The sequence below is a fragment of the Pseudomonas sp. Pso3 genome (assembly GCF_055393275.1).
Map to the genome: position 1 here is coordinate 4491312 of NZ_AP043687.1, position 18133 is coordinate 4509444.

Here is an 18133-nt window from a genome sequence, read left to right on the forward strand (position 1 = left end):
GTCGTGCTCTGTGTGATCGTCACCGCCGGCCTATCGTCGGGCGGCGGGCTGTCGGTAGAATCGAGCCTTCTCCTGGCGCGGAACCCTACCATGTTCTGGCTGCTGCTCCTGCTGGCCTATCTGCTGGGCTCGCTGTCCTTCGCCGTGCTGCTCAGTCGCCTGTTCGGCACCCGCGACCCGCGTCACGACGGCTCCGGCAATCCCGGCGCCAGCAACATGCTGCGCCTGGCCGGACGCAAGCTGGCCCTGCTGACCCTCGCCGGCGACCTGAGCAAGAGCCTGATCCCCGTACTGATCGCCCAGCAACTGGGGCTCGCACCCCTGCAGCAGGCCTGGATCGGGCTGGCCGCCGTGGTCGGCCATCTCTATCCGCTGTACTTCCATTTCCGCGGTGGCAAGGGCGTCGCCACGGCGGCCGGGCTGCTGCTCGGCCTTTATCCGCCAGCGGCGCTGCTAGGGCTGGTGCTCTGGGCCGCGGTATTCGCCAGCCTGAGGATCGCTTCCCTGGCGTCCCTGGTCGCGGTGCTCGGCATCCTGCCGCTGTTCGCCTGGCAACGTCCGGACCTGCTGGCGCCGATGCTGCTGCTCGCCCTGCTCATCCTGATTCGCCACCGCCACAACCTGCGCGCCCTGCGCCAGGGGACCGAGCGTCATTTTTGACCCTGGCGCCGTCCGGGGATTGCCCGCTGGCGCCCTCCGCCCGTCTCAGAGCGCCGCCAGCTGCTCCATGGGCCAGCGCGCCTTGACGGCGATGGCCGGGCCTTCCTGCTGGCCGGCCAGCAGCCGCTGGCAACCGGCATAGGCGATCATGGCGCCGTTGTCGGTGCAGAAGCGCGGCCGCGCATAGAAGACGTGACCACCCAGTTCGCCGAGCATCTGCTCCAGGTTCTCGCGCAGCGCGCGGTTGGCGCTGACGCCACCGGCGATCACCAGCGACTTGAGCCCGGTCTGCTTCAGCGCGCGCTTGCACTTGATCGCCAGGGTCTCGACCACCGCCGTCTGGAAGGCCAGGGCGATGTCGCAGCGGGTCTGCTCGCTGTCGTCACCGGCCGCCCGGCAGCGCTGCCAGGTGGTGAGGGTAAAGGTCTTGAGGCCGCTGAAGCTGAATTCCAGGCCGGGCCGATCGGTCATGGGGCGCGGAAAGACGAAGCGCCCCGCCACGCCGCGCTCGGCCAGGCGGGCGATCTCCGGTCCACCGGGATAGCTCAGGCCTAGTAGCTTGGCGGTCTTGTCGAAGGCTTCGCCGGCGGCATCGTCCAGGGACTCGCCCAGCACGCTGTAGCGGCCGATGCCATCGACCTGCACCAGCTGGGTATGGCCACCGGAGACCAGCAGGGCGACGAAGGGAAATTGCGGCGGCTGCTCTTCGAGCATGGGCGCCAGCAGGTGACCTTCCATGTGGTGGACGCCCAGGGCGGGCACGCCCCAGGCCAGCGCCAGCGCCTGGGCACAGGCCGCGCCCACCAGCAGGGCGCCGACCAGGCCGGGGCCGGCGGTGTAGGCGATGGCGTCCACGTCCGCGGGACGGCTGCCCGCCGCGTCCAGCACTTCGCGGATCAGCGGCAGCATGCGCTTGACGTGATCGCGCGAGGCGAGCTCCGGTACCACGCCACCGTAGACGCGGTGCAGATCGATCTGGCTGAACAGCGCATCGGCCAGCAGGCCGCGCTCGCTGTCGTAGAGGGCGACGCCGGTTTCATCGCAGGACGTTTCCAGTCCCAGAACACGCATGGAGATAAGCCTTCGAGGGTATAGAATGTCAGGCTGCGCATGATAAGCGCCGCTTCCAGCACCGGCCAGCGCTTTTCGTCCGCCGGGGCTTGGCAGCGGGGCAGTTGAAGCGTTACTATCCGCAACCCTTAAAAACCGACGCTTCCCGTGCCCTTTTGCCGCTAGCGTTGGATTAAACCTCGGTAAATTTGAAGGTACGACCTGGATGCCCAACGTCAAAGTCAAAGAAAACGAACCCTTCGACGTAGCGCTGCGTCGTTTCAAGCGTTCCTGCGAGAAGGCCGGTGTACTGGCCGAAGTTCGTAGCCGCGAGTTCTACGAAAAGCCCACCGCCGAGCGCAAGCGTAAAGCTGCCGCCGCGGTCAAGCGCCACGCCAAGAAAGTACAGCGCGAGCAGCGCCGTCGCGAGCGTCTGTACTGAGTTACAGCGCTCCTCTGGCGTCATCAAACAACCCGACCTCTGGTCGGGTTGTCTGTTTCTGGCCTTCCCGCTTCGCCCTGGCGCACTCTGGCGCTAGACTGCCCTCCTCGCTCCATCCTCCGCTCCTCGCCTTTCTATCCAGACGCTGACCATGGCCGGACTTATCCCGCAAGGCTTCATCGACGACCTGCTCAATCGCACCGACATCGTCGAGGTGGTGGGCGCGCGGGTGAAGCTCAAGAAGGCCGGCAAGAACTGGATGGCCTGCTGCCCCTTCCATAACGAGAAGACGCCCTCCTTCAGCGTCAGCCCCGACAAGCAGTTCTACTACTGCTTCGGCTGCGGCGCCGGCGGCAACGCCCTGGGCTTCATCATGGACCACGACAACCTCGAATTCCCCGAGGCGGTCGAGGAGCTGGCCAAGAAGGCCGGCGTGGACGTGCCGCGCGAAGAGAGCGGTGGTCGACGCAAGCCGCGGCAACCCACGGATTCCCCGCTCTACCCGCTATTGGCCGCCGCCGCCGAATACTATCGCCTGGCGCTGCGCAACCACCCCAAGCGCCAGGCGGCGGTCGACTACCTGAAGAAGCGCGGCCTCACCGGCGAGATCGCCCGCGATTTCGGCCTGGGCTTCGCCCCGCCGGGCTGGGACAACCTGGGCAAGCACCTGGGCGGCGACGACCTGCAGCAGAAGGCCATGCTGGACGCCGGCCTGCTGGTGGAGAACGCCGAAAGCGGCAAGCGTTACGATCGTTTTCGCGACCGGGTGATCTTTCCGATCCGCGACAGCCGGGGCCGGGTCATCGCCTTTGGCGGCCGAGTGTTGGGCGACGACAAGCCCAAGTACCTCAACTCGCCGGAGACCCCGGTGTTCCACAAGGGCCAGGAACTCTACGGCCTGTTCGAGGCGCGCAAGCACAACCGCGACCTGGACGAGATCCTCGTCGTGGAAGGCTACATGGACGTCATCGCCCTGGCCCAGCAAGGCATCCGCAATGCCGTGGCCACCCTGGGCACCGCCACCAGCGAAGAGCACATCAAGCGGCTGTTCCGCATCGTGCCGAGCATCCTGTTCTGCTTCGACGGCGACCAGGCCGGTCGCAGCGCCGCCTGGCGCGCCCTGGAATCGGCCCTGCCGGTGCTAAAGGACGGCTTCCGGGTGCGCTTCCTGTTCCTGCCCGAGGGCGAGGATCCGGATACCCTGGTGCGCGCCGAGGGGGCGGACGCCTTCCAGGCGCGCTTCGTCCAGCAGGCCCAGCCGCTGGCCGAGTATTTCTTCCAGCAACTGATGATCGAAGCGGACCCGGCGACCCTGGAAGGCAAGGCGCACCTGGCCACCCTGGCGGCACCGCTGATCGAGAAGATCCCCGGCAACAACCTGCGCCTGCTGATGCGCCAGCGCCTGAGCGAACTCACCGGCCTCGGCAACGATGCCCTGAGCCAGCTGACGCCGTCCGCCCCGCCGCAGGACGCCCCGCCCCCGGACTATGGCGACTACGCCTATGCCCAGGCCGAGGAAGCCCCGGCGCAGCAGCAGTGGACGCCCCGCCGCGAAGGCAAGGGGGGGCGTGACGGCAAGGGCTGGAAAAAGGATTTCAACGGCAAGGGTGGCGGCGAGCGCCTTCCCCGTCAGCCACCGGTCAAGGTGGAGACCCCGGTGCTGGCCGCCCTGCGCAGCCTGCTGCACCACCCGACCCTGGCCCAGGCGGTGCAGGACGCCCGCAACCTGGCCGAGGAAAGCGATCAGTACGCCCAGTTGCTGGTTGCCCTGGTCGAGGCGCTGCAGAAGAAGCCCGGGCAGAGCACCCTGGCGCTCATCGCCCGCTGGCACGGCACCGAACAGGGTCGACTGCTGCGCGCTCTGGCGGAAAAAGAATGGCTGATTGCTGGGGACAACCTTGAACAACAGTTTTTCGACACCATAACGAGGTTAGCCGCCAGCCAGCGTGATCGCCTGCTGGAGCAACTCCTACGCAAGGCGCGACAGAGCGAACTGAGCTCCGAAGACAAGGACCGCCTACGCGAACTCCTCAGCCGTCCGGCGGGGTCCGTGACCTAACTGGCACGACAACCGTCTAACCGGCTATAATGTTCAGCTATTTTTGCCCGCCTAAGCCTTCAGTGGAAGGGTACCTATGTCCGGAAAAGCGCAACAGCAATCCCGTCTGAAAGAATTGATCGCCCGCGGTCGTGAGCAGGGTTACCTGACTTACGCGGAGGTCAATGACCACCTACCGGAGGATATTTCAGATCCGGAACAGGTGGAAGACATCATCCGCATGATCAATGACATGGGGATCAACGTATTCGAGACCGCGCCGGACGCCGATGCCCTGCTGCTGGCCGAGACGGATACCGACGAAGCCGCCGCCGAAGAAGCCGCTGCCGCCCTGGCCGCCGTGGAGAGCGATGTCGGCCGCACCACCGACCCGGTGCGCATGTACATGCGTGAAATGGGTACCGTGGAACTGCTGACCCGCGAAGGCGAGATCGAGATCGCCAAGCGCATCGAGGAAGGCATCCGCGAAGTCATGGGCGCCATCGCCCAGTTCCCGGGCACCGTCGACTACATCCTCAGCGAATACACCCGCGTCACCACCGAAGGCGGTCGCCTGTCCGACGTCCTCGCCGGCTACATCGATCCCGACGACGGCAGCCTGCCGAACGAGAGCGATGAGCTGCCCGTCCCGAACAAGGCCGCCGATGCCAAGGCCGTGGACGACGAGAAGGACGACGAAGAAGAGAGCGACGACGACGCCGAGGAAGAAGGCGACGGCGGTCCGGATCCGGAAGAGGCTCGCCTGCGTTTCGGCGCGGTCGCCGAGCAGCTGGAAAAGACCCAGAAGGTGCTGAAGAAGCACGGCCGCGACGACGATCGCGCCGTGGAAGAATTCGTCGCCCTGGCGCTGCTGTTCTCGCCGATCAAGCTGGTGCCCAAGCAGTACGAAGCCCTGGTGACCCGCGTGCGCGAGTCCCTGGAGCGCGTGCGTGGCCTCGAGCGCGCCATCATGCAGCTGGCCGTGCGCGATGCGCGCATGCCGCGTGCCGACTTCCTGCGCCACTTCCCCGGCAACGAGACCAACACCGAGTGGACCGCCGGCCTGCTCAAGGGCAAGCCCAAGTACGCCGAGGGTCTCGAGCGCTTCCAGGCCGACATCCAGGCCAAGCAGGCCCAGTTGGCCGAGCTGGAGCGTGACTACGAGCTGAAGGTCTCGCAGATCAAGGACATCAACCGCGCCATGTCCATCGGCGAGGCCAAGGCCCGCCGCGCCAAGAAGGAAATGGTCGAGGCGAACCTGCGTCTGGTGATCTCCATCGCCAAGAAGTACACCAACCGCGGTCTGCAATTCCTCGACCTGATCCAGGAAGGCAACATCGGTCTGATGAAGGCGGTGGACAAGTTCGAATACCGCCGTGGCTACAAGTTCTCCACCTATGCCACCTGGTGGATTCGCCAGGCCATCACCCGCTCCATCGCCGACCAGGCGCGCACCATCCGGATTCCGGTGCACATGATCGAGACGATCAACAAGCTGAACCGGATCTCCCGCCAGATGCTGCAGGAGATGGGCCGCGAGCCGACTCCGGAAGAGCTGGGCGAGCGCATGGAGATGCCCGAGGACAAGATCCGCAAGGTGCTCAAGATCGCCAAGGAACCGATCTCCATGGAGACGCCCATCGGCGACGACGAGGATTCGCACCTGGGCGACTTCATCGAGGACAGCACCATGCAGTCCCCGATCGAAGTGGCCACCAGCGAAAGCCTCAAGGAAGCCACCCGCGACGTGCTCTCCGGCCTCACCGCCCGTGAAGCCAAGGTCCTGCGCATGCGTTTCGGCATCGACATGAACACCGACCACACCCTCGAGGAAGTGGGCAAGCAGTTCGACGTCACCCGCGAGCGTATCCGCCAGATCGAAGCCAAGGCCCTGCGCAAGCTGCGCCACCCGTCCCGCAGCGAACACCTGCGCTCCTTCCTCGACGAGTAAGGCGCCAGCGCAGCACAGAAAACCGGAGCCCAGGCTCCGGTTTTTTTATGTCCGACAAGGGTTTGGCGATCCCTGCCACCCCCGGTATACTCCACCGCGCTATAGGGCCTATAGCTCAGTTGGTTAGAGCAGAGGACTCATAATCCTTTGGTCCACGGTTCGAGTCCGTGTGGGCCCACCAGCTTTCAGGAGCCGCGCGTTGCGCGGCTTTTTTGTGCCTGGATTTGGGCTTTTGCCCTGCCTTTTCCGAGTCCTCGTGCTTTAGCCGAACGTCTGCACGAAGGGCGCAGCGCTGTGCCGGATGGCAGCGACGATCTGTGGCGCCTGCTCGCAAAGGTCAGTTGCACGCATTAGGACCCGCTCCAGCGCCTCCAACTGGGAGCGAATCATCTCGGTTGGTCGCTCCACATCGCAGACTTCCGCAAAATCCAGCAAACCCTGGCGCGAGGCAAACAGCGACTTGTTGCCCATCAACTCCAGCGCCAGAACATCCTCGGGAAGGTAAGCGGTGGTGTTGACGATGTCGTAGGCGGGCGCCAGCCGTGCATCGCGCTGGGTAGGGTCGGCATAGAGCAATCCGAAGTTCTTCAGATGCGCATCGCCATTGCCGAGGATGCAGCTCAGGCTCACCGTGGCGAAGAGTTGCGCCAGCGAAGAGCGGACATGTTCGGGCGCACAGAACAGGCGGATGGCCTTGGCGATCGCCGAATAGCTCTTGCTGTACTTCTGCTCTGCTGCCAGCCCCATCAGGGCAGCCATATCTTCGAAGCCGAGAGGTTCAAGATGTTCGTCGCGGTCGAACCGGCGCATGACGAATAGCTTGGCGTTGCTGGAAAGGTGAAATTCCGGCACCGGAATGCCTGACTCGTGGGCCACGGACATGCAGAGGTATTCGTTGATCGCCAGGCCCGGAAATTCGTCTCGACCACTCTTGATGATCAACTCGGCGGTTCTCGAGGTGAAGCGGGCATCCTCCCGCTCGGGCACCAGGACCTTGGGCTGTACGCCGGAGATACCGGCGCGCAGGATGTAGCGATCCACCAACTCGACGAACAGGTCTTCCGTGCCATCCCAGGCGAGAATCTCGCTGAGCCGTTCGCCTGGAAAGCGCTGGCGCTCCAGCAGTGTATCGATCTCAGGCGATGTCACCGTCACGCGACCGATGGGCGAACTACTGCCTGTCAGGGCCAGCAGAGCCATGGGATCCAGAGGTACCAGCTTGGCCAACCTGTTGCGTAGCTGCTCCAGTACATAGCCTTCCGGCAAATTCATCTGGAAGATCGGATGCAGTTCGCGGCGGCGATAGTCATCCAGGCGCACCGGCATCAGCAGACTGATGGCAGCCCTTGCCGAAGCATCGTCCTGGTAGCGGAACAGGTAGTCGCCATCCTGAGCCATGAGCGCTCCGCTCCCGCCTGCAGGGGTTGCGACGCGCAGCCGAGTCTTCATCAGTCGAATACCCCCTGAATCTCGTCCAAGGTCGGCAAGGCGGCAGGGATTATTGCCAGCTCGCAATCCAAGGCTGCGAGCGCTCGTGCGTAGGCTGCCATACCGACACGGGAGTCTCCTCGCTCCACGGCGATGATCTTTTGCCGGGTAAGGCCTGCCAGCTCGGCGAGGCTTGCTTGCGTAAGGCCTCGATTAAGGCGCCGCTGGCGGAGTTGGCTGCCGAGACGTTGGCTGATCAGCTCGCTATCCATGTTCTGCATACGTAACAAATTTGATGGTTTGTAACGTATACGGAACCTGAAGCTTCCAGTAAAGCCAATTCTATCGTTGTGGCAAGACGTGCCTTTTGCGTGCCTGGTGGTCGCTCTCTGGCATCACCTGAATGGCTAGACGTGCAGCAACGCCAACACCCCAACCGCCACTCCTCCCCCCGCCACCCCATACACCGCCGCCTGCAGCCAGCGCCGCCGGGTCAGCAGGGTGATGGCGGCCAGGGAGATGGCGACCTGCATTAGCATTGTGGCCTGCGCCCAGCGGTGGTGGCGGTGGAGCTGGGTTTCGCTCAGGGCTTCGTTGGCGTCGACCTTGGCTTCCAAGGCTTCGGCCTTGGTGCGGATCTCGGCCTTTTGCTGGGCGTAGCGCTGGCTGTCCTGGATGAAGCGCTGGGCGGTGTCGGGGTTGGTCACAAGCGCGGCGCCGAGGTCGGCAAGGTTCTGTTTTTCGCCCTTGGCCTGGTAGTAGCCCCACTGGTTGGCGGCTTCGGTCTTGGCGATGGCTTCTTCGTTCTTGTAGTAGAGCGCCAGGCTCTCGGCGTTGCCACCCTGGTAGGCGCAGAGGGCGCCTAGCGTCGCCAGGATGGCGGTGGTGACGGCGATGCGGCCGGTGAGGCTGTCGCGACGATGGGCGCCATGGGCGGCGTGTTCCACCTCATGGTCGTGGGGGCCGTGGACTTCGTATTCGCTGGACAAGGCTCAGCTCCGCTGCGGATTCCTGCGGCGAGGCTAGCCGGGTCTACTTAACGCCTCCTTAAGACTGGGGCAAGCGCGCCTGCAACCAACGTCGCAGCGGACCGGCTACCCAGCGCTGCATGGCCAGGCCGAGCAGGACGATGAGCACCAGGTGCAGCGGCAGCATCCAGCCGGGAATGGGGATGGGCAGCGCCAGCGCCTCGCCGACGTCTTCGGCCAGGTCTTCGAGGCTGTCGCCGGCCAGGTGCATCCAGCCCAGCAGGGTGCGGGTCCAGGGTTCGAGCACGCCGATCAGCGGGGTGTGGACGGCGAAGATGCACAGCGAGGCCTCGCCAAGACGCTGGGCCAGGCGGCGCACACCGGCGCGACCGGGTTCGCCGAAGGTGGCGCAGGCCAGCAGCACCGCGGCCTGGAAGGGTGTCAGCAGGCCGTTGTGGACCAGGTAGAACCAGCGGCGGCCATCGCCTTCCAGCAGCAGGGCGCCCAGCCACAGGCCGGTCAGGCCGAACAGCAGCAGCGGCAGGCGCAGGCGCTGGGTCGTCTCGGCCACCCAGGGCTCCTGAACGGCGCGATAGAGCAGGATGCCGAGCAGGAATTCCGGCAGGCGGATCAGCGGATTGCGGTGGATGACGCCCACCGTCACGGTATCGAAGGCCTGGGCCCAGGTGGCCACCAGCGGACCGAGCAGATAGAGCCCCCAGAGCGCGGCGGCGGCCAGGGCCCAGCGGCGCAGGCGCATCAGCCGCGGACCGAGCAGCGGAAACAGCAGGTAGAAGAACAGCAGCGCCGAGATCGACCAGGCGGCGCCGTTGAGCCAGAGGAAGCGTGGCTCCCAGGATTGCAACAGCAGCAGTTGCAGGAGCACGTGGGTGGTGGCGGCCAGCCAGGACAGCGGCAGCATCTCGTCCAGCTCGCTGCCCTCTTCCAGCTGCAGATAGGGGTGCTGGTTGTAGTAGACCGGCACCCCGTGTTCCAGCCAGGAATCCTGGGACAGCCAGTAGGACAGCCCCAGCGCGACCAGCAGGGTCAGCAGGTGGATGGGATAGAGATTGCACAGCCGCCGCAGGACGAAGCCGCGGGAGCTGCCCTTGAGCGCGCCCTGGCGATCCAGGCTGACATGGGCCAGCAGGAAGCCCGACAGCAGGAAGAAGGTGCTGGTGGCGAAGAAGCCCATGCCGGCCAGCCGGCGGAAGGCGTCCGGCAGATCGCTGTAGAGCCCGCCCAGGTGGTAGACGACCATGTACAGCGCCATGAGGAATCTCAGCCATTCCAGGCCGTAGTAACGGGCGGTGGGGCGGCTTTCGGTTGAAGAGGTCATGGCGGCGAATTACGGCGGATAGAATCTGATTATAAGCCGCCCGGGCAGGACCCCTGCCGATCTTCATGACAAAAGCATGACAACTGGTTTCCCAAGGTCGCCATGCACCGCTCAGGACTCCGCAGCCTGGAAGCCCTGCGGTCCCTGAACCGGGATTGATTCACCCGGCGAACGCAGGCTCCGGCAACCCCTGAACCCCGGGATCCAGGGCGAAGAGTCCACCCGCCAGCGGCTGATCGCTGAGATCGCCCCCCGGACGGATGGAGGTCACGAACAGGGTATCCAGATTGCGCCCGCCAAAGGCGCACATGGCCGGCTTCTTGACCGGTACGCTCAGGGAGCGATCCAGGCGGCCGTCGGGGGTGAAGCGGTGGATCAGGCCGGCGTCGTTGCCGCAGATCCAGTAACAGCCGTCGACATCCACCGCGGCGCCATCGGGTCGGCCGGGACGGGCGTTCATGTCGACGAACAGCCGCCGGTTGCTGGGTGTGCCGGTATCCGGATCGTAGTCGAAGGCCCAGATCAGCTGGCGGCTGGGATGGGAGTCGGACAGATAGAGGGTGCGGCCATCGGGGCTCAGGGCCAGGCCATTGGGCACGATAAGGTCGTCCAGCAGCAGCCGGGCGCCCTCGCCCGCGGTATGGCTGTAGAGGCGTCCAGCCGGCGCGCCCTGGGCCATGTCCTGCACCATGGTGCCCACCAGGAAGCGGCCCTGGCGATCGCAGCGACCGTCGTTGCATCGCATGGCCGGCTGGGCATGGTGGAGGGCGACCAGGCGTTCGCCGCTCAGCTGGCCGGAAGCCTCGGCCTGCAGGGCGAAGAGCCCGCTTTCCAGACCGGCGAGCCAGCCGCCACCCTCGCGGGCGGCGATGCAAGCGAGCATTTCCGGTGCGCTCCAGCTGTCCAGGGCACCGGCCGGGGTCCAGCGGTGCAGCCGTTTGGCCGGAATATCGACCCAGTAGAGCGCCTGTTCGGCGACCTGCCAGACCGGGCACTCACCGGTGGCGTTGCGGGCATCGACGAGTAATTCGGCAGTCATGGCGGCCCTCCTCAATCGTCGAAGGGACCGGTGGCGACGAAGGCACCACCCTGGTAGACCATCGACGGATCGTCCGCTGCCGGCATGGGCTGGGCTTCGACCTTGGCGCGGAATGGCTCGGAGCTGTCCTTGGGCTGGAAGCCCAGGTGCGCGGCCAGGTGGTTGTCCCACCAGCTGTCACGGTTGGCGGAGGCGCCATAGACGATGGTGTGGCCGACGTCCGGCGTGGTCAGGCTGCGCAGGATGAGGTCGGTCAGGTCTTCATAGCTCAGCCAGGTGGCGAGCATGCGGCGATTCTGCGCCTCGGGGAAGGAGGAGCCGATGCGGATGCTTACCGTCTCGATGCCATAGCGATCGAAATAGAAGGACGCCAGGTCCTCGCCAAAGGCCTTGGACAGGCCGTAGTAGCTGTCCGGACGCTGAGGCACGCTGGCGTCGATGCGCTGATCCTGGCGATAGAAGCCGATGACATGGTTGGAGCTGGCGAAGACGATGCGCTTCACCCCGTGGCGCCGCGCGGCCTCATAGAGGTTGAAGGTGCCACGGATGTTGGCTTCGAGGATGGGCTCGAAGGCGTGCTCGGTGGAAATCCCGCCGAAGTGCAGGATGGCGTCGACGCCTTCCACCAGCGCATGAACGCCGGCCTTGTCCGCCAGGTCGCAGGTCACCACCTCTTCCGCCGGGCCTTCGGCCGCAGCCATCGGCGCGATGTCGGACAGCCGCAGGATCTCGGCATGGGGCTTGAGCCGCTGGCGCAACTCCTTGCCCAGGCCACCGGCAGCACCAGTGAGCAGGAGTCGATGGAAGGGTGACGAGGAGACTTCGGACATGAGCGGGCGCCTTCTTATGGAGTTATCTGGCAAGAGGTACGACATCTCACCTCTTTTCGCGATTCTCGCGGGCGCCCGGGGTCCTGTCAATGCTACCTAGGCCGGCAGACAGGGCAGCCGCAGGCGGAAGGTCGCACCCTGCCCGGCGATGCTTTCCACGTGCAGGCTGCCGTGGTGCGCCTTGACGATCTGGTCGGCGATATAGAGGCCCAGGCCCAGACCGGCGATGTTCTCGGTGCCACTGGCGCGCTCGAACTGGCGGAAGATCAGCGCCTGGTGCTCCACGGGGATGCCGATGCCATGGTCCTTGACGCTCAGCTCCACGTCGGCGCCGTCGCTGCGCAGGGATATCTCCACCGGACGTCCGGCGCCGTATCTCATGGCATTGGTCAGCAGGTTGGTGATCACCTGCTCGATGCGGAATTCGTCCCAGTAACCGGGCGCCGGGCCTTCGGCGTGCAACTCCACCGGACAGCCGGCCGCGGCGAATTGCGAGGCGAAGCTGTCGACCACGGTGTTGACCAGGGCGGCGAGATCGCACTGCGAGGGCCGAATCGACAGCTTGCCGGTGCGGATGCGCGAGATGTCGAGCATGTCGTCGATCAGGTGCACCAGGCGCTGGATCTGCCGCTCGTCGCGCTCGGCCATGCCGGCCAGCTTGTCGGGGGTGAAGGCTTCCAGCTTGCCCTTGTCCAGGTACATGCGGCGCAGCTGGGCTTCGAGCATCAGGGTGTTGAGCGGCGTCTTGAGTTCGTGGGAGACCATGGACATGAAGTCGTCACGGGTACGCACCGCCTGCTGCAGCTCGACTTGGGTCTGGCGCAACTCGGCCAGCAGGATCTCCTGCTCCTGGCGACTCTGCTCCAGGGCCACCAGCTGCTCGGCCAGGCGCTTGCGGTGCCAGTAGAGGTCGACGAACACCCGGGTCTTGCTCTTCACCGCATGGACATCGAGGGGCTTGTGCAGGAAATCCACCGCACCGCTTTCGTAGCCCTTGAAGGCATAGTTGAGGTCACGGCCGGCGGCGCTGACGAAGACGATGGGGATGTGCCGGGTCTTTTCCAGACCGCGCATCATCTCCGCCAGTTCGAAGCCGTTCATGCCCGGCATCTGCACATCGAGGATCGCCAGGGCGAATTCGTGCATCAGCAGCAGCTCCAGCGCGGCCTCGGCGGAGCTGGCCTGGAAGATCTCCAGCGCCTCGCTGCGCAGCAGGGCTTCCAGCGCCAGGAGATTTTCCGGCAGGTCGTCTACGAGCAGGAGCTTCGCCTGTTCGACGGGTACTTCAGCCATGGTCGCGTTCCAGCTCGATGAGCAATAGATGGATGCCCGGCACATCCAGCACGAAATCCGGGTGGAATCTCTTCAAGGCCGCCTCGGGCATGGTCGGCACCTCGGCCGATTGCAGCGACTGGACGACGGTGACCCCACCGTTCTGCGCCAGGGCGTGCAGGCCACTGGCACCGTCATGGTTGGCACCGGTCAGCAGGATGCCGCAGACCTGCTCGCCCAGGGCGTCGGTCGCGCTTTCGAACAGGACATCGATGGACGGCCGGGAAAACTGCACCGGCTCGTCGCGGGACAGCGACAGGGTGAAGTCATCCTCTACCAGCAGGTGATAACCCGGCGGCGCGAAATACAGGGTGCCCGGCAGTATAGCGTCCTTATCCTCGGCCTCGCGCACCCGCAGGGCCAAGCGCGCCTGGAACAGCTCGGCCAGGCGCGAGGTGCGATCGTCCGGCAGGTGCAGCACCACGGCCAGCGGCAGGCGGTAGCTGGCCGGCAGGGTCGAGAGCAGGCGCAGCAGGACCTGCAGCCCGCCGGCAGAGGCTCCGATGACGATGAGGCGCAACGGCTTGCGGGGCGGGAACATGCTAGAGCCTGCGGAACAGCCGTTCCTGCTTCACCACCGGCTCGAAGTGGTTGGCATAGGCGGAGAAGTCCAGCGACTCCTTGCTGCCCAGGCCGAGAAAGCCGCGGTGGCTCAGGGACTCGTGGAACAGCCCGAGCGCCCGATTCTGCAGATTCTTGTTGAAGTAGATGAGCACGTTGCGGCAGGACACCAGCTGGGTCTCGGAAAAGACGCTGTCGGTGGCCAGGCTGTGATCGGCGAAGGTCACGTTGGCGATCAGCGACTTGTCGAACAGCGCGCCGTCGTAGGCCGCGGTGTAGTAGTCGGAAAACGCCCGGGTGCCGCCGGCCTTCTGGTAACTGGCGGTGTAGGCGCGCATCCGCTCCAGCGGAAAGATGCCCTGGCGGGCCTTTTCCATGGAGCGCGGATTGATATCGGTGGCATAGAACAGAGTGCGGTCAAGCAGCCCTTCCTCCTGGAACAGGATGGCCATCGAGAAGACTTCCTCGCCGGTGCTGCAGCCGGCGATCCACACCTTGAGCGAGGGATAGGTGCGCAGGACCGGTACCACCTGCTGGCGCAGGGCAAGGAAGTAGCCCGGATCGCGAAACATCTCGCTGACCGGGATGGTGATGAATTGCAGCAACTCGGCGAACAGCGCCGGATCGCGCAATACCCGCTCCTGCAGCGCCGAGATGCTCGGACAGTCGAAGCGCGTCAGCGCCTGCAGCACCCGGCGCTTGAGCGAGGCCTTGGAGTAGTTGCGGAAGTCGTGGCTGTACCTCAGGAAGATGCCTTCCAGCAGCAACCTCAGCTCGATGTCCTGCAGCCGTTCGCTCATGACCTACAGCCGCTCCAGCGACGGCATCCAGACGCGGATCAGCGAGAACAGCCGGTCCAGGTCGATGGGCTTGGCCAGGTAGTCGCTGGCGCCGGCGGCGAGGCAGCGCTCCTGGTCGTCCTTCATGGCCTTGGCGGTGATGGCGATGATCGGCAGCTTCTTCATGTGCGGTCGCTTGCGGATCTCGCGCATGGCTTCGTAGCCATCCATCATCGGCATCATGATGTCCATCAGCACCAGGTCGATGGTGTCGCTGTTGTCGAGCTTTTCCAGCGCCTCCAGGCCGTTGCGGGCGATCTCCACCTTGGCGCCCTTCTGCTCCAGGGCGCTGGTGAGGGCGAAGATGTTGCGCACGTCGTCGTCCACCAGCAACAGGGTGCGGCCGTCGAAGGCCTTCTCGCGGCTGCGGGCGCTTTCCAGCATGCGCTGGCGATCGAGCGGCATGTCGGCCTCGATCTTGTGCAGGAACAGGGTCACCTCGTCGAGCAGCCGTTCGGGCGAGCGCGCGCCCTTGATGATGATGGAGCGCGAATACTTGAGCAGCGCCGCCTCTTCGTCGCGGGTCAGGCTGCGCCCGGTGTAGACGATCACCGGCGGGAAGGAGCAGATGTCTTCGCTGGCCATGCGCTGGAGCAGCTCGCCGCCTTCCATGTCGGGCAGCTTGAGGTCGATGACCATGCAGTCGTAGACCTCGTCGCGCAGCAGCTCCAGGGCCTGGCTGCCCATCTCCACCGCGGTGATCTCCACGTCCACGTCGCCGATCAGCTTGGCGATGCTGTCGCGCTGCAGGGCGTCGTCTTCCACCAGCAGCACCCGCTTGATGCCGGCGGCGAACTTGGCTTCCAGGCGATTGAAGGCCTCGCGGAGTTCGTCGCGGGTGGTGGGCTTGATGGCGTAGCCGACCGCGCCCATGTGCATGGCCGTCTCGATGCGATCCGAGGCCGAGACCACGTGCACCGGGATGTGGCGGGTCAGCGGGTTTTCCTTGAGCCGTTCCAGCACCGTGAGACCGGAATGATCGGGCAGGCCCATGTCCAGCAGGATGGCGTCCGGACGGTATTCCAGGGCCGCGGCGAAGCCTTCCTCGGCACGATGGGCCACCAGGCAGCTGTATTTCAGCTCGTGGGCCAGATCGAAGAGGATCTGCGCGAAGGGCACCTCGTCTTCGATCACCAGGACCCGGCGATCCGGATAGGGCCAGTCGTCCCGGTCGTCGGCGAAGGCCGCTCCCACGGGAGCCGCCGCCTCGGTGATCGGCGGTGCAGCCGGCGGACGCGGGGTGGCGGCCAGGGCCGGCAGGGGCGCGGATGCCGCGGCCGGCGCGGTGTTCGCGGCAGGGGCGGTAACCGGGGTGATGGGTAGAGCAGGCGCAGCGGCTTCCTGATACTCCAGCGGCAGGCGCAGGGTGAAGGTGCTGCCCTCCCCCGGCTGGCTGGTGACGCTCAGGGTGCCGCCCAGCAGCAGTGCCAGGTCACGGGAGATCGACAGCCCCAGGCCGGTGCCGCCATAGCGACGGGTGATGGCGCCATCCGCCTGGCGGAAGGCCTCGAAGATCAGCTCCTGCTGCTCGGCGGCGATGCCGATGCCGGTATCGCTCACCGCGAAGCTGGGCTGGCCGTCTTCCAGCGAAAGGCGCAGGGTCACCTGGCCGTGCTCGGTGAACTTGAAGGCGTTGGACAGCAGATTCTTGAGGATCTGCTCGACCCGCTGGCGATCGCTGAAGAAGGCCGGCGGCATCCGCGCGTCCAGCTCCACCACGAAGGCGACACCCTTGTTCTGGGCCACCGGCTCGAAGGCGGTCTTCAGGGCTTCCACCAGGCGGCGCACGGACATCTGCTCCGGGCGGATCTCCAGCATGCCGGCCTCGACCTTGGAGATGTCGAGGATGTCGTTGATCAGGGTCAGCAGGTCATTGCCCGCCGAATAGATGGATTCGGCGTAGCGCACCTGCTCGCCGCTGAGGTTACCGGCCGGGTTGTCGGCCAGCAGCTTGGAGAGGATCAGCGAGCTGTTCAGCGGCGTGCGCAGTTCGTGGGACATGTTCGCCAGGAATTCGGACTTGTACTGACTGGCCCGCTCCAGCTCGCGCGCCCGGTCTTCCAGCATCTGCTGGGCTTCGTTGAGGCGATTGTTGCGGTCGTCCAGCACGTCGCGCTGCTGCAGCAGTTCCTGGGCCTGTTCGGAGAGCTGCTCGTTAGTCTGCTCCAGCTCCGCCTGCTGCTGCTCCAGATGGACCTGGGATTCCTTGAGCGCCTGGGACTGCTCTTCCAGTTCTTCGTTGGCGGTGCGCAGTTCTTCCTGCTGCACCTGGAGTTCTTCGTTGAGTTGCTGGGTTTCCGCCAGGACCTGCTGCAGGCGCTGGCGATAGCGCGCGGCTTCCACCGAGGAGCCGATGGAATCGGCGATCAGGGTCAGCAGTTCCTCGTCCTGCGGGCGCAGGGCACGCAGGAAGCCCAGCTCGACCACGCCATTGACCCGGCCGTCGTTCTCGATGGGCACGATGAGCGCTGCGCTGGCCTGGCGTTCACCCAGGGCTGAATTGACCTTGAGGTAGTCGGCGGGCAACTGCTCCAGCGCCATGACGCGACCGTCCAGCACCGCCTGACCGGCCAGCCCCTCGCCCGGCGCCAGGCGCTGGCGCCGACGACGGCCCTCGTCGTCCAGGGCGTAGTCGGCGACGCGCTCCAGACTGCCGTCGTCGAGCCGCACATAGAGGGCGCCGGCCGCAGCGCCGAGATAGCGCGCCAGGAATTGCAGGATGCTCTGCCCCAAGGGCGCCAGTGACGCCTGGCCGATGACGGCTTCCGACAGCTGATTCTGGCCCGAACGGAACCAGCTCTGCCGTTCCAGATTGTCGGTGTGCTCGGCCTGCTGATCGAGCAGCCGGGTATAGGTCGCGGAGAGTCGCATGAGCTCACGGCGCCCGAAGAAGGCCATGATGCCCGACAGCAGCAGGCTGACGATGAGGAAGGCGGCGACGAAGATCACCGTCATGCGACTGGCCGTCTCGGTGCGCTCGGCGCGCATCTGCTCTTCGTAGGCGATGAAATCGGTGTAGTCGCGGCGGATGCTGTCGATGCGATTCTTGCCCTGGCCATCGTTCAGCGGCGTCTGGAAATCGCCACCCAACCGCCGCGCATCGATCACCCGGCTCGCATAGTCGCGCCACTCGCGATGCACCGCTTCGATCCGTTCCAGGCGCCGGATCTGCACGGCACTGTCGCTGACCAGATTCTTCAACTCATCGAGCTGCGGCTCGACATTGGGCAGCGCGCGTTCATAGGGCTGCAGGAAGGCAGTATTGCCGCTCAGCAGATAGCCGCGCATCCCGGTTTCCAGGTCGACCACCAGGCGGAAGTTGGCATTGGCCTCGCTGATGACGCGGTCGGTGTGCTCGACCCACTGGGTGACCTTCAGCAGGTAATAGATGATGGCGATAAAGAAGATCGCGCTGAAGACACCGATGCTCAGAGGCAGGGAGAGGTTGCGCTTGAGGATCTGGCTGAAGTGCTTCTGATCGAGGGGCGACTCGCGATTCATGGGGTCTGAAAGCCTTGTACGGGACAAAACGGTCGGCGACGGCAAAGCCTCGGCCTGCGGAGGGGTGTCGTCACTGACCGTGGCACCACCGGCGGTCGATCAAGGATACCGGTGTGGTGGGCCGGCAGGCCTCGAACAGGGCTGCAGGAAGCGCC

The 18133-nt window shown here is 65.4% G+C and carries 15 protein-coding genes and 1 tRNA gene; 5 read left to right on the top strand and 11 right to left on the bottom strand.

Features of this window, described 5'->3' with window-relative positions:
* The first annotated feature begins 90 nt into the window (after nucleotides 1-90).
* Nucleotides 91-660, top strand: a complete 570-nt coding sequence (gene plsY / locus ACZ5R1_RS21070; RefSeq protein WP_007159748.1) for a glycerol-3-phosphate 1-O-acyltransferase PlsY — start codon at nucleotides 91-93, stop codon at nucleotides 658-660.
* Between the two features lie 45 nt (nucleotides 661-705).
* Here the strand turns inward: plsY and tsaD are convergent, their stop codons facing one another.
* The gene (gene tsaD, locus ACZ5R1_RS21075) at nucleotides 706-1731 is read right to left on the bottom strand and encodes a tRNA (adenosine(37)-N6)-threonylcarbamoyltransferase complex transferase subunit TsaD (RefSeq protein ID WP_027597510.1); all 1026 of its coding nucleotides are present in this window, start codon (nucleotides 1729-1731) and stop codon (nucleotides 706-708) included.
* Nucleotides 1732-1936: 205 nt separating this feature from the next.
* Between tsaD and rpsU the strand changes: the two genes are divergently transcribed.
* The 4 genes from rpsU (at nucleotide 1937) to ACZ5R1_RS21095 (ending at nucleotide 6322) form a co-directional block, all read left to right on the top strand.
* Nucleotides 1937-2152: a 30S ribosomal protein S21 gene (gene rpsU / locus ACZ5R1_RS21080; RefSeq protein ID WP_007159750.1), complete on the top strand. Its 216-nt coding sequence runs from the start codon at nucleotides 1937-1939 to the stop codon at nucleotides 2150-2152.
* A 151-nt stretch (nucleotides 2153-2303) separates the two neighbouring features.
* The gene (gene dnaG, locus ACZ5R1_RS21085) at nucleotides 2304-4211 is read left to right on the top strand and encodes a DNA primase (RefSeq protein ID WP_288462568.1); all 1908 of its coding nucleotides are present in this window, start codon (nucleotides 2304-2306) and stop codon (nucleotides 4209-4211) included.
* A gap of 76 nt (nucleotides 4212-4287) precedes the next feature.
* On the top strand, nucleotides 4288-6141 hold the full coding sequence (gene rpoD, locus ACZ5R1_RS21090; RefSeq protein WP_027597508.1) for an RNA polymerase sigma factor RpoD: 1854 nt from the start codon (nucleotides 4288-4290) through the stop codon (nucleotides 6139-6141).
* Nucleotides 6142-6245: 104 nt separating this feature from the next.
* Nucleotides 6246-6322: transfer RNA gene (locus ACZ5R1_RS21095), tRNA-Ile, on the top strand.
* Nucleotides 6323-6402: 80 nt separating this feature from the next.
* Here the strand turns inward: ACZ5R1_RS21095 and ACZ5R1_RS21100 are convergent.
* From ACZ5R1_RS21100 to ACZ5R1_RS21145, 10 genes are all read right to left on the bottom strand, one after another.
* Nucleotides 6403-7590: a type II toxin-antitoxin system HipA family toxin gene (locus ACZ5R1_RS21100; RefSeq protein ID WP_464712665.1), complete on the bottom strand. Its 1188-nt coding sequence runs from the start codon at nucleotides 7588-7590 to the stop codon at nucleotides 6403-6405.
* The gene (locus ACZ5R1_RS21105; RefSeq protein ID WP_026083668.1) at nucleotides 7590-7841 is read right to left on the bottom strand and encodes a helix-turn-helix transcriptional regulator; all 252 of its coding nucleotides are present in this window, start codon (nucleotides 7839-7841) and stop codon (nucleotides 7590-7592) included. The genes ACZ5R1_RS21100 and ACZ5R1_RS21105 overlap by 1 nt, the downstream gene beginning before the upstream one ends.
* Nucleotides 7842-7976: 135 nt before the next feature.
* Nucleotides 7977-8558, bottom strand: coding sequence for a DUF4337 domain-containing protein (locus tag ACZ5R1_RS21110; RefSeq protein ID WP_464712666.1), 582 nt, complete (start codon nucleotides 8556-8558; stop codon nucleotides 7977-7979).
* A 58-nt stretch (nucleotides 8559-8616) separates the two neighbouring features.
* Nucleotides 8617-9876 (bottom strand): acyltransferase family protein, encoded by a 1260-nt coding sequence (locus ACZ5R1_RS21115; protein WP_288472650.1) that lies wholly within the window; start codon nucleotides 9874-9876, stop codon nucleotides 8617-8619.
* A gap of 160 nt (nucleotides 9877-10036) precedes the next feature.
* A complete protein-coding gene (locus ACZ5R1_RS21120; RefSeq protein WP_464712667.1) occupies nucleotides 10037-10915 on the bottom strand; it encodes an SMP-30/gluconolactonase/LRE family protein in 879 nt (292 codons plus the stop codon).
* 11 nt (nucleotides 10916-10926) lie between these two features.
* On the bottom strand, nucleotides 10927-11745 hold the full coding sequence (locus ACZ5R1_RS21125; RefSeq protein WP_044342244.1) for an NAD-dependent epimerase/dehydratase family protein: 819 nt from the start codon (nucleotides 11743-11745) through the stop codon (nucleotides 10927-10929).
* Nucleotides 11746-11841: 96 nt separating this feature from the next.
* Nucleotides 11842-13038, bottom strand: coding sequence for a hybrid sensor histidine kinase/response regulator (locus ACZ5R1_RS21130; RefSeq protein WP_027600709.1), 1197 nt, complete (start codon nucleotides 13036-13038; stop codon nucleotides 11842-11844).
* Entirely contained in the window at nucleotides 13031-13618 is a 588-nt protein-coding gene (locus ACZ5R1_RS21135) for a chemotaxis protein CheB (protein WP_464712668.1), read from the bottom strand. The genes ACZ5R1_RS21130 and ACZ5R1_RS21135 overlap by 8 nt, the downstream gene beginning before the upstream one ends.
* Before the next feature lies 1 nt (nucleotide 13619).
* Nucleotides 13620-14438 (bottom strand): CheR family methyltransferase, encoded by an 819-nt coding sequence (locus tag ACZ5R1_RS21140; RefSeq protein ID WP_027597501.1) that lies wholly within the window; start codon nucleotides 14436-14438, stop codon nucleotides 13620-13622.
* 3 nt (nucleotides 14439-14441) lie between these two features.
* On the bottom strand, nucleotides 14442-17978 hold the full coding sequence (locus ACZ5R1_RS21145; RefSeq protein ID WP_077171067.1) for a response regulator: 3537 nt from the start codon (nucleotides 17976-17978) through the stop codon (nucleotides 14442-14444).
* Nucleotides 17979-18133 lie beyond the last annotated feature (155 nt).

Coding starts and splice junctions, on each gene's coding strand:
- ACZ5R1_RS21140 (WP_027597501.1), bottom strand. CDS start 14,438: ATGAGCGAACGGCTGCAGGACATCGAGCTGAGGTTGCTGCTGGAAGGC.
- dnaG (WP_288462568.1), top strand. CDS start 2,304: ATGGCCGGACTTATCCCGCAAGGCTTCATCGACGACCTGCTCAATCGC.
- rpsU (WP_007159750.1), top strand. CDS start 1,937: ATGCCCAACGTCAAAGTCAAAGAAAACGAACCCTTCGACGTAGCGCTG.
- rpoD (WP_027597508.1), top strand. CDS start 4,288: ATGTCCGGAAAAGCGCAACAGCAATCCCGTCTGAAAGAATTGATCGCC.
- tsaD (WP_027597510.1), bottom strand. CDS start 1,731: ATGCGTGTTCTGGGACTGGAAACGTCCTGCGATGAAACCGGCGTCGCC.
- ACZ5R1_RS21120 (WP_464712667.1), bottom strand. CDS start 10,915: ATGACTGCCGAATTACTCGTCGATGCCCGCAACGCCACCGGTGAGTGC.
- plsY (WP_007159748.1), top strand. CDS start 91: ATGTTCTGGCTGCTGCTCCTGCTGGCCTATCTGCTGGGCTCGCTGTCC.
- ACZ5R1_RS21135 (WP_464712668.1), bottom strand. CDS start 13,618: ATGTTCCCGCCCCGCAAGCCGTTGCGCCTCATCGTCATCGGAGCCTCT.
- ACZ5R1_RS21145 (WP_077171067.1), bottom strand. CDS start 17,978: ATGAATCGCGAGTCGCCCCTCGATCAGAAGCACTTCAGCCAGATCCTC.
- ACZ5R1_RS21125 (WP_044342244.1), bottom strand. CDS start 11,745: ATGTCCGAAGTCTCCTCGTCACCCTTCCATCGACTCCTGCTCACTGGT.
- ACZ5R1_RS21105 (WP_026083668.1), bottom strand. CDS start 7,841: ATGGATAGCGAGCTGATCAGCCAACGTCTCGGCAGCCAACTCCGCCAG.
- ACZ5R1_RS21130 (WP_027600709.1), bottom strand. CDS start 13,038: ATGGCTGAAGTACCCGTCGAACAGGCGAAGCTCCTGCTCGTAGACGAC.
- ACZ5R1_RS21115 (WP_288472650.1), bottom strand. CDS start 9,876: ATGACCTCTTCAACCGAAAGCCGCCCCACCGCCCGTTACTACGGCCTG.
- ACZ5R1_RS21100 (WP_464712665.1), bottom strand. CDS start 7,590: ATGAAGACTCGGCTGCGCGTCGCAACCCCTGCAGGCGGGAGCGGAGCG.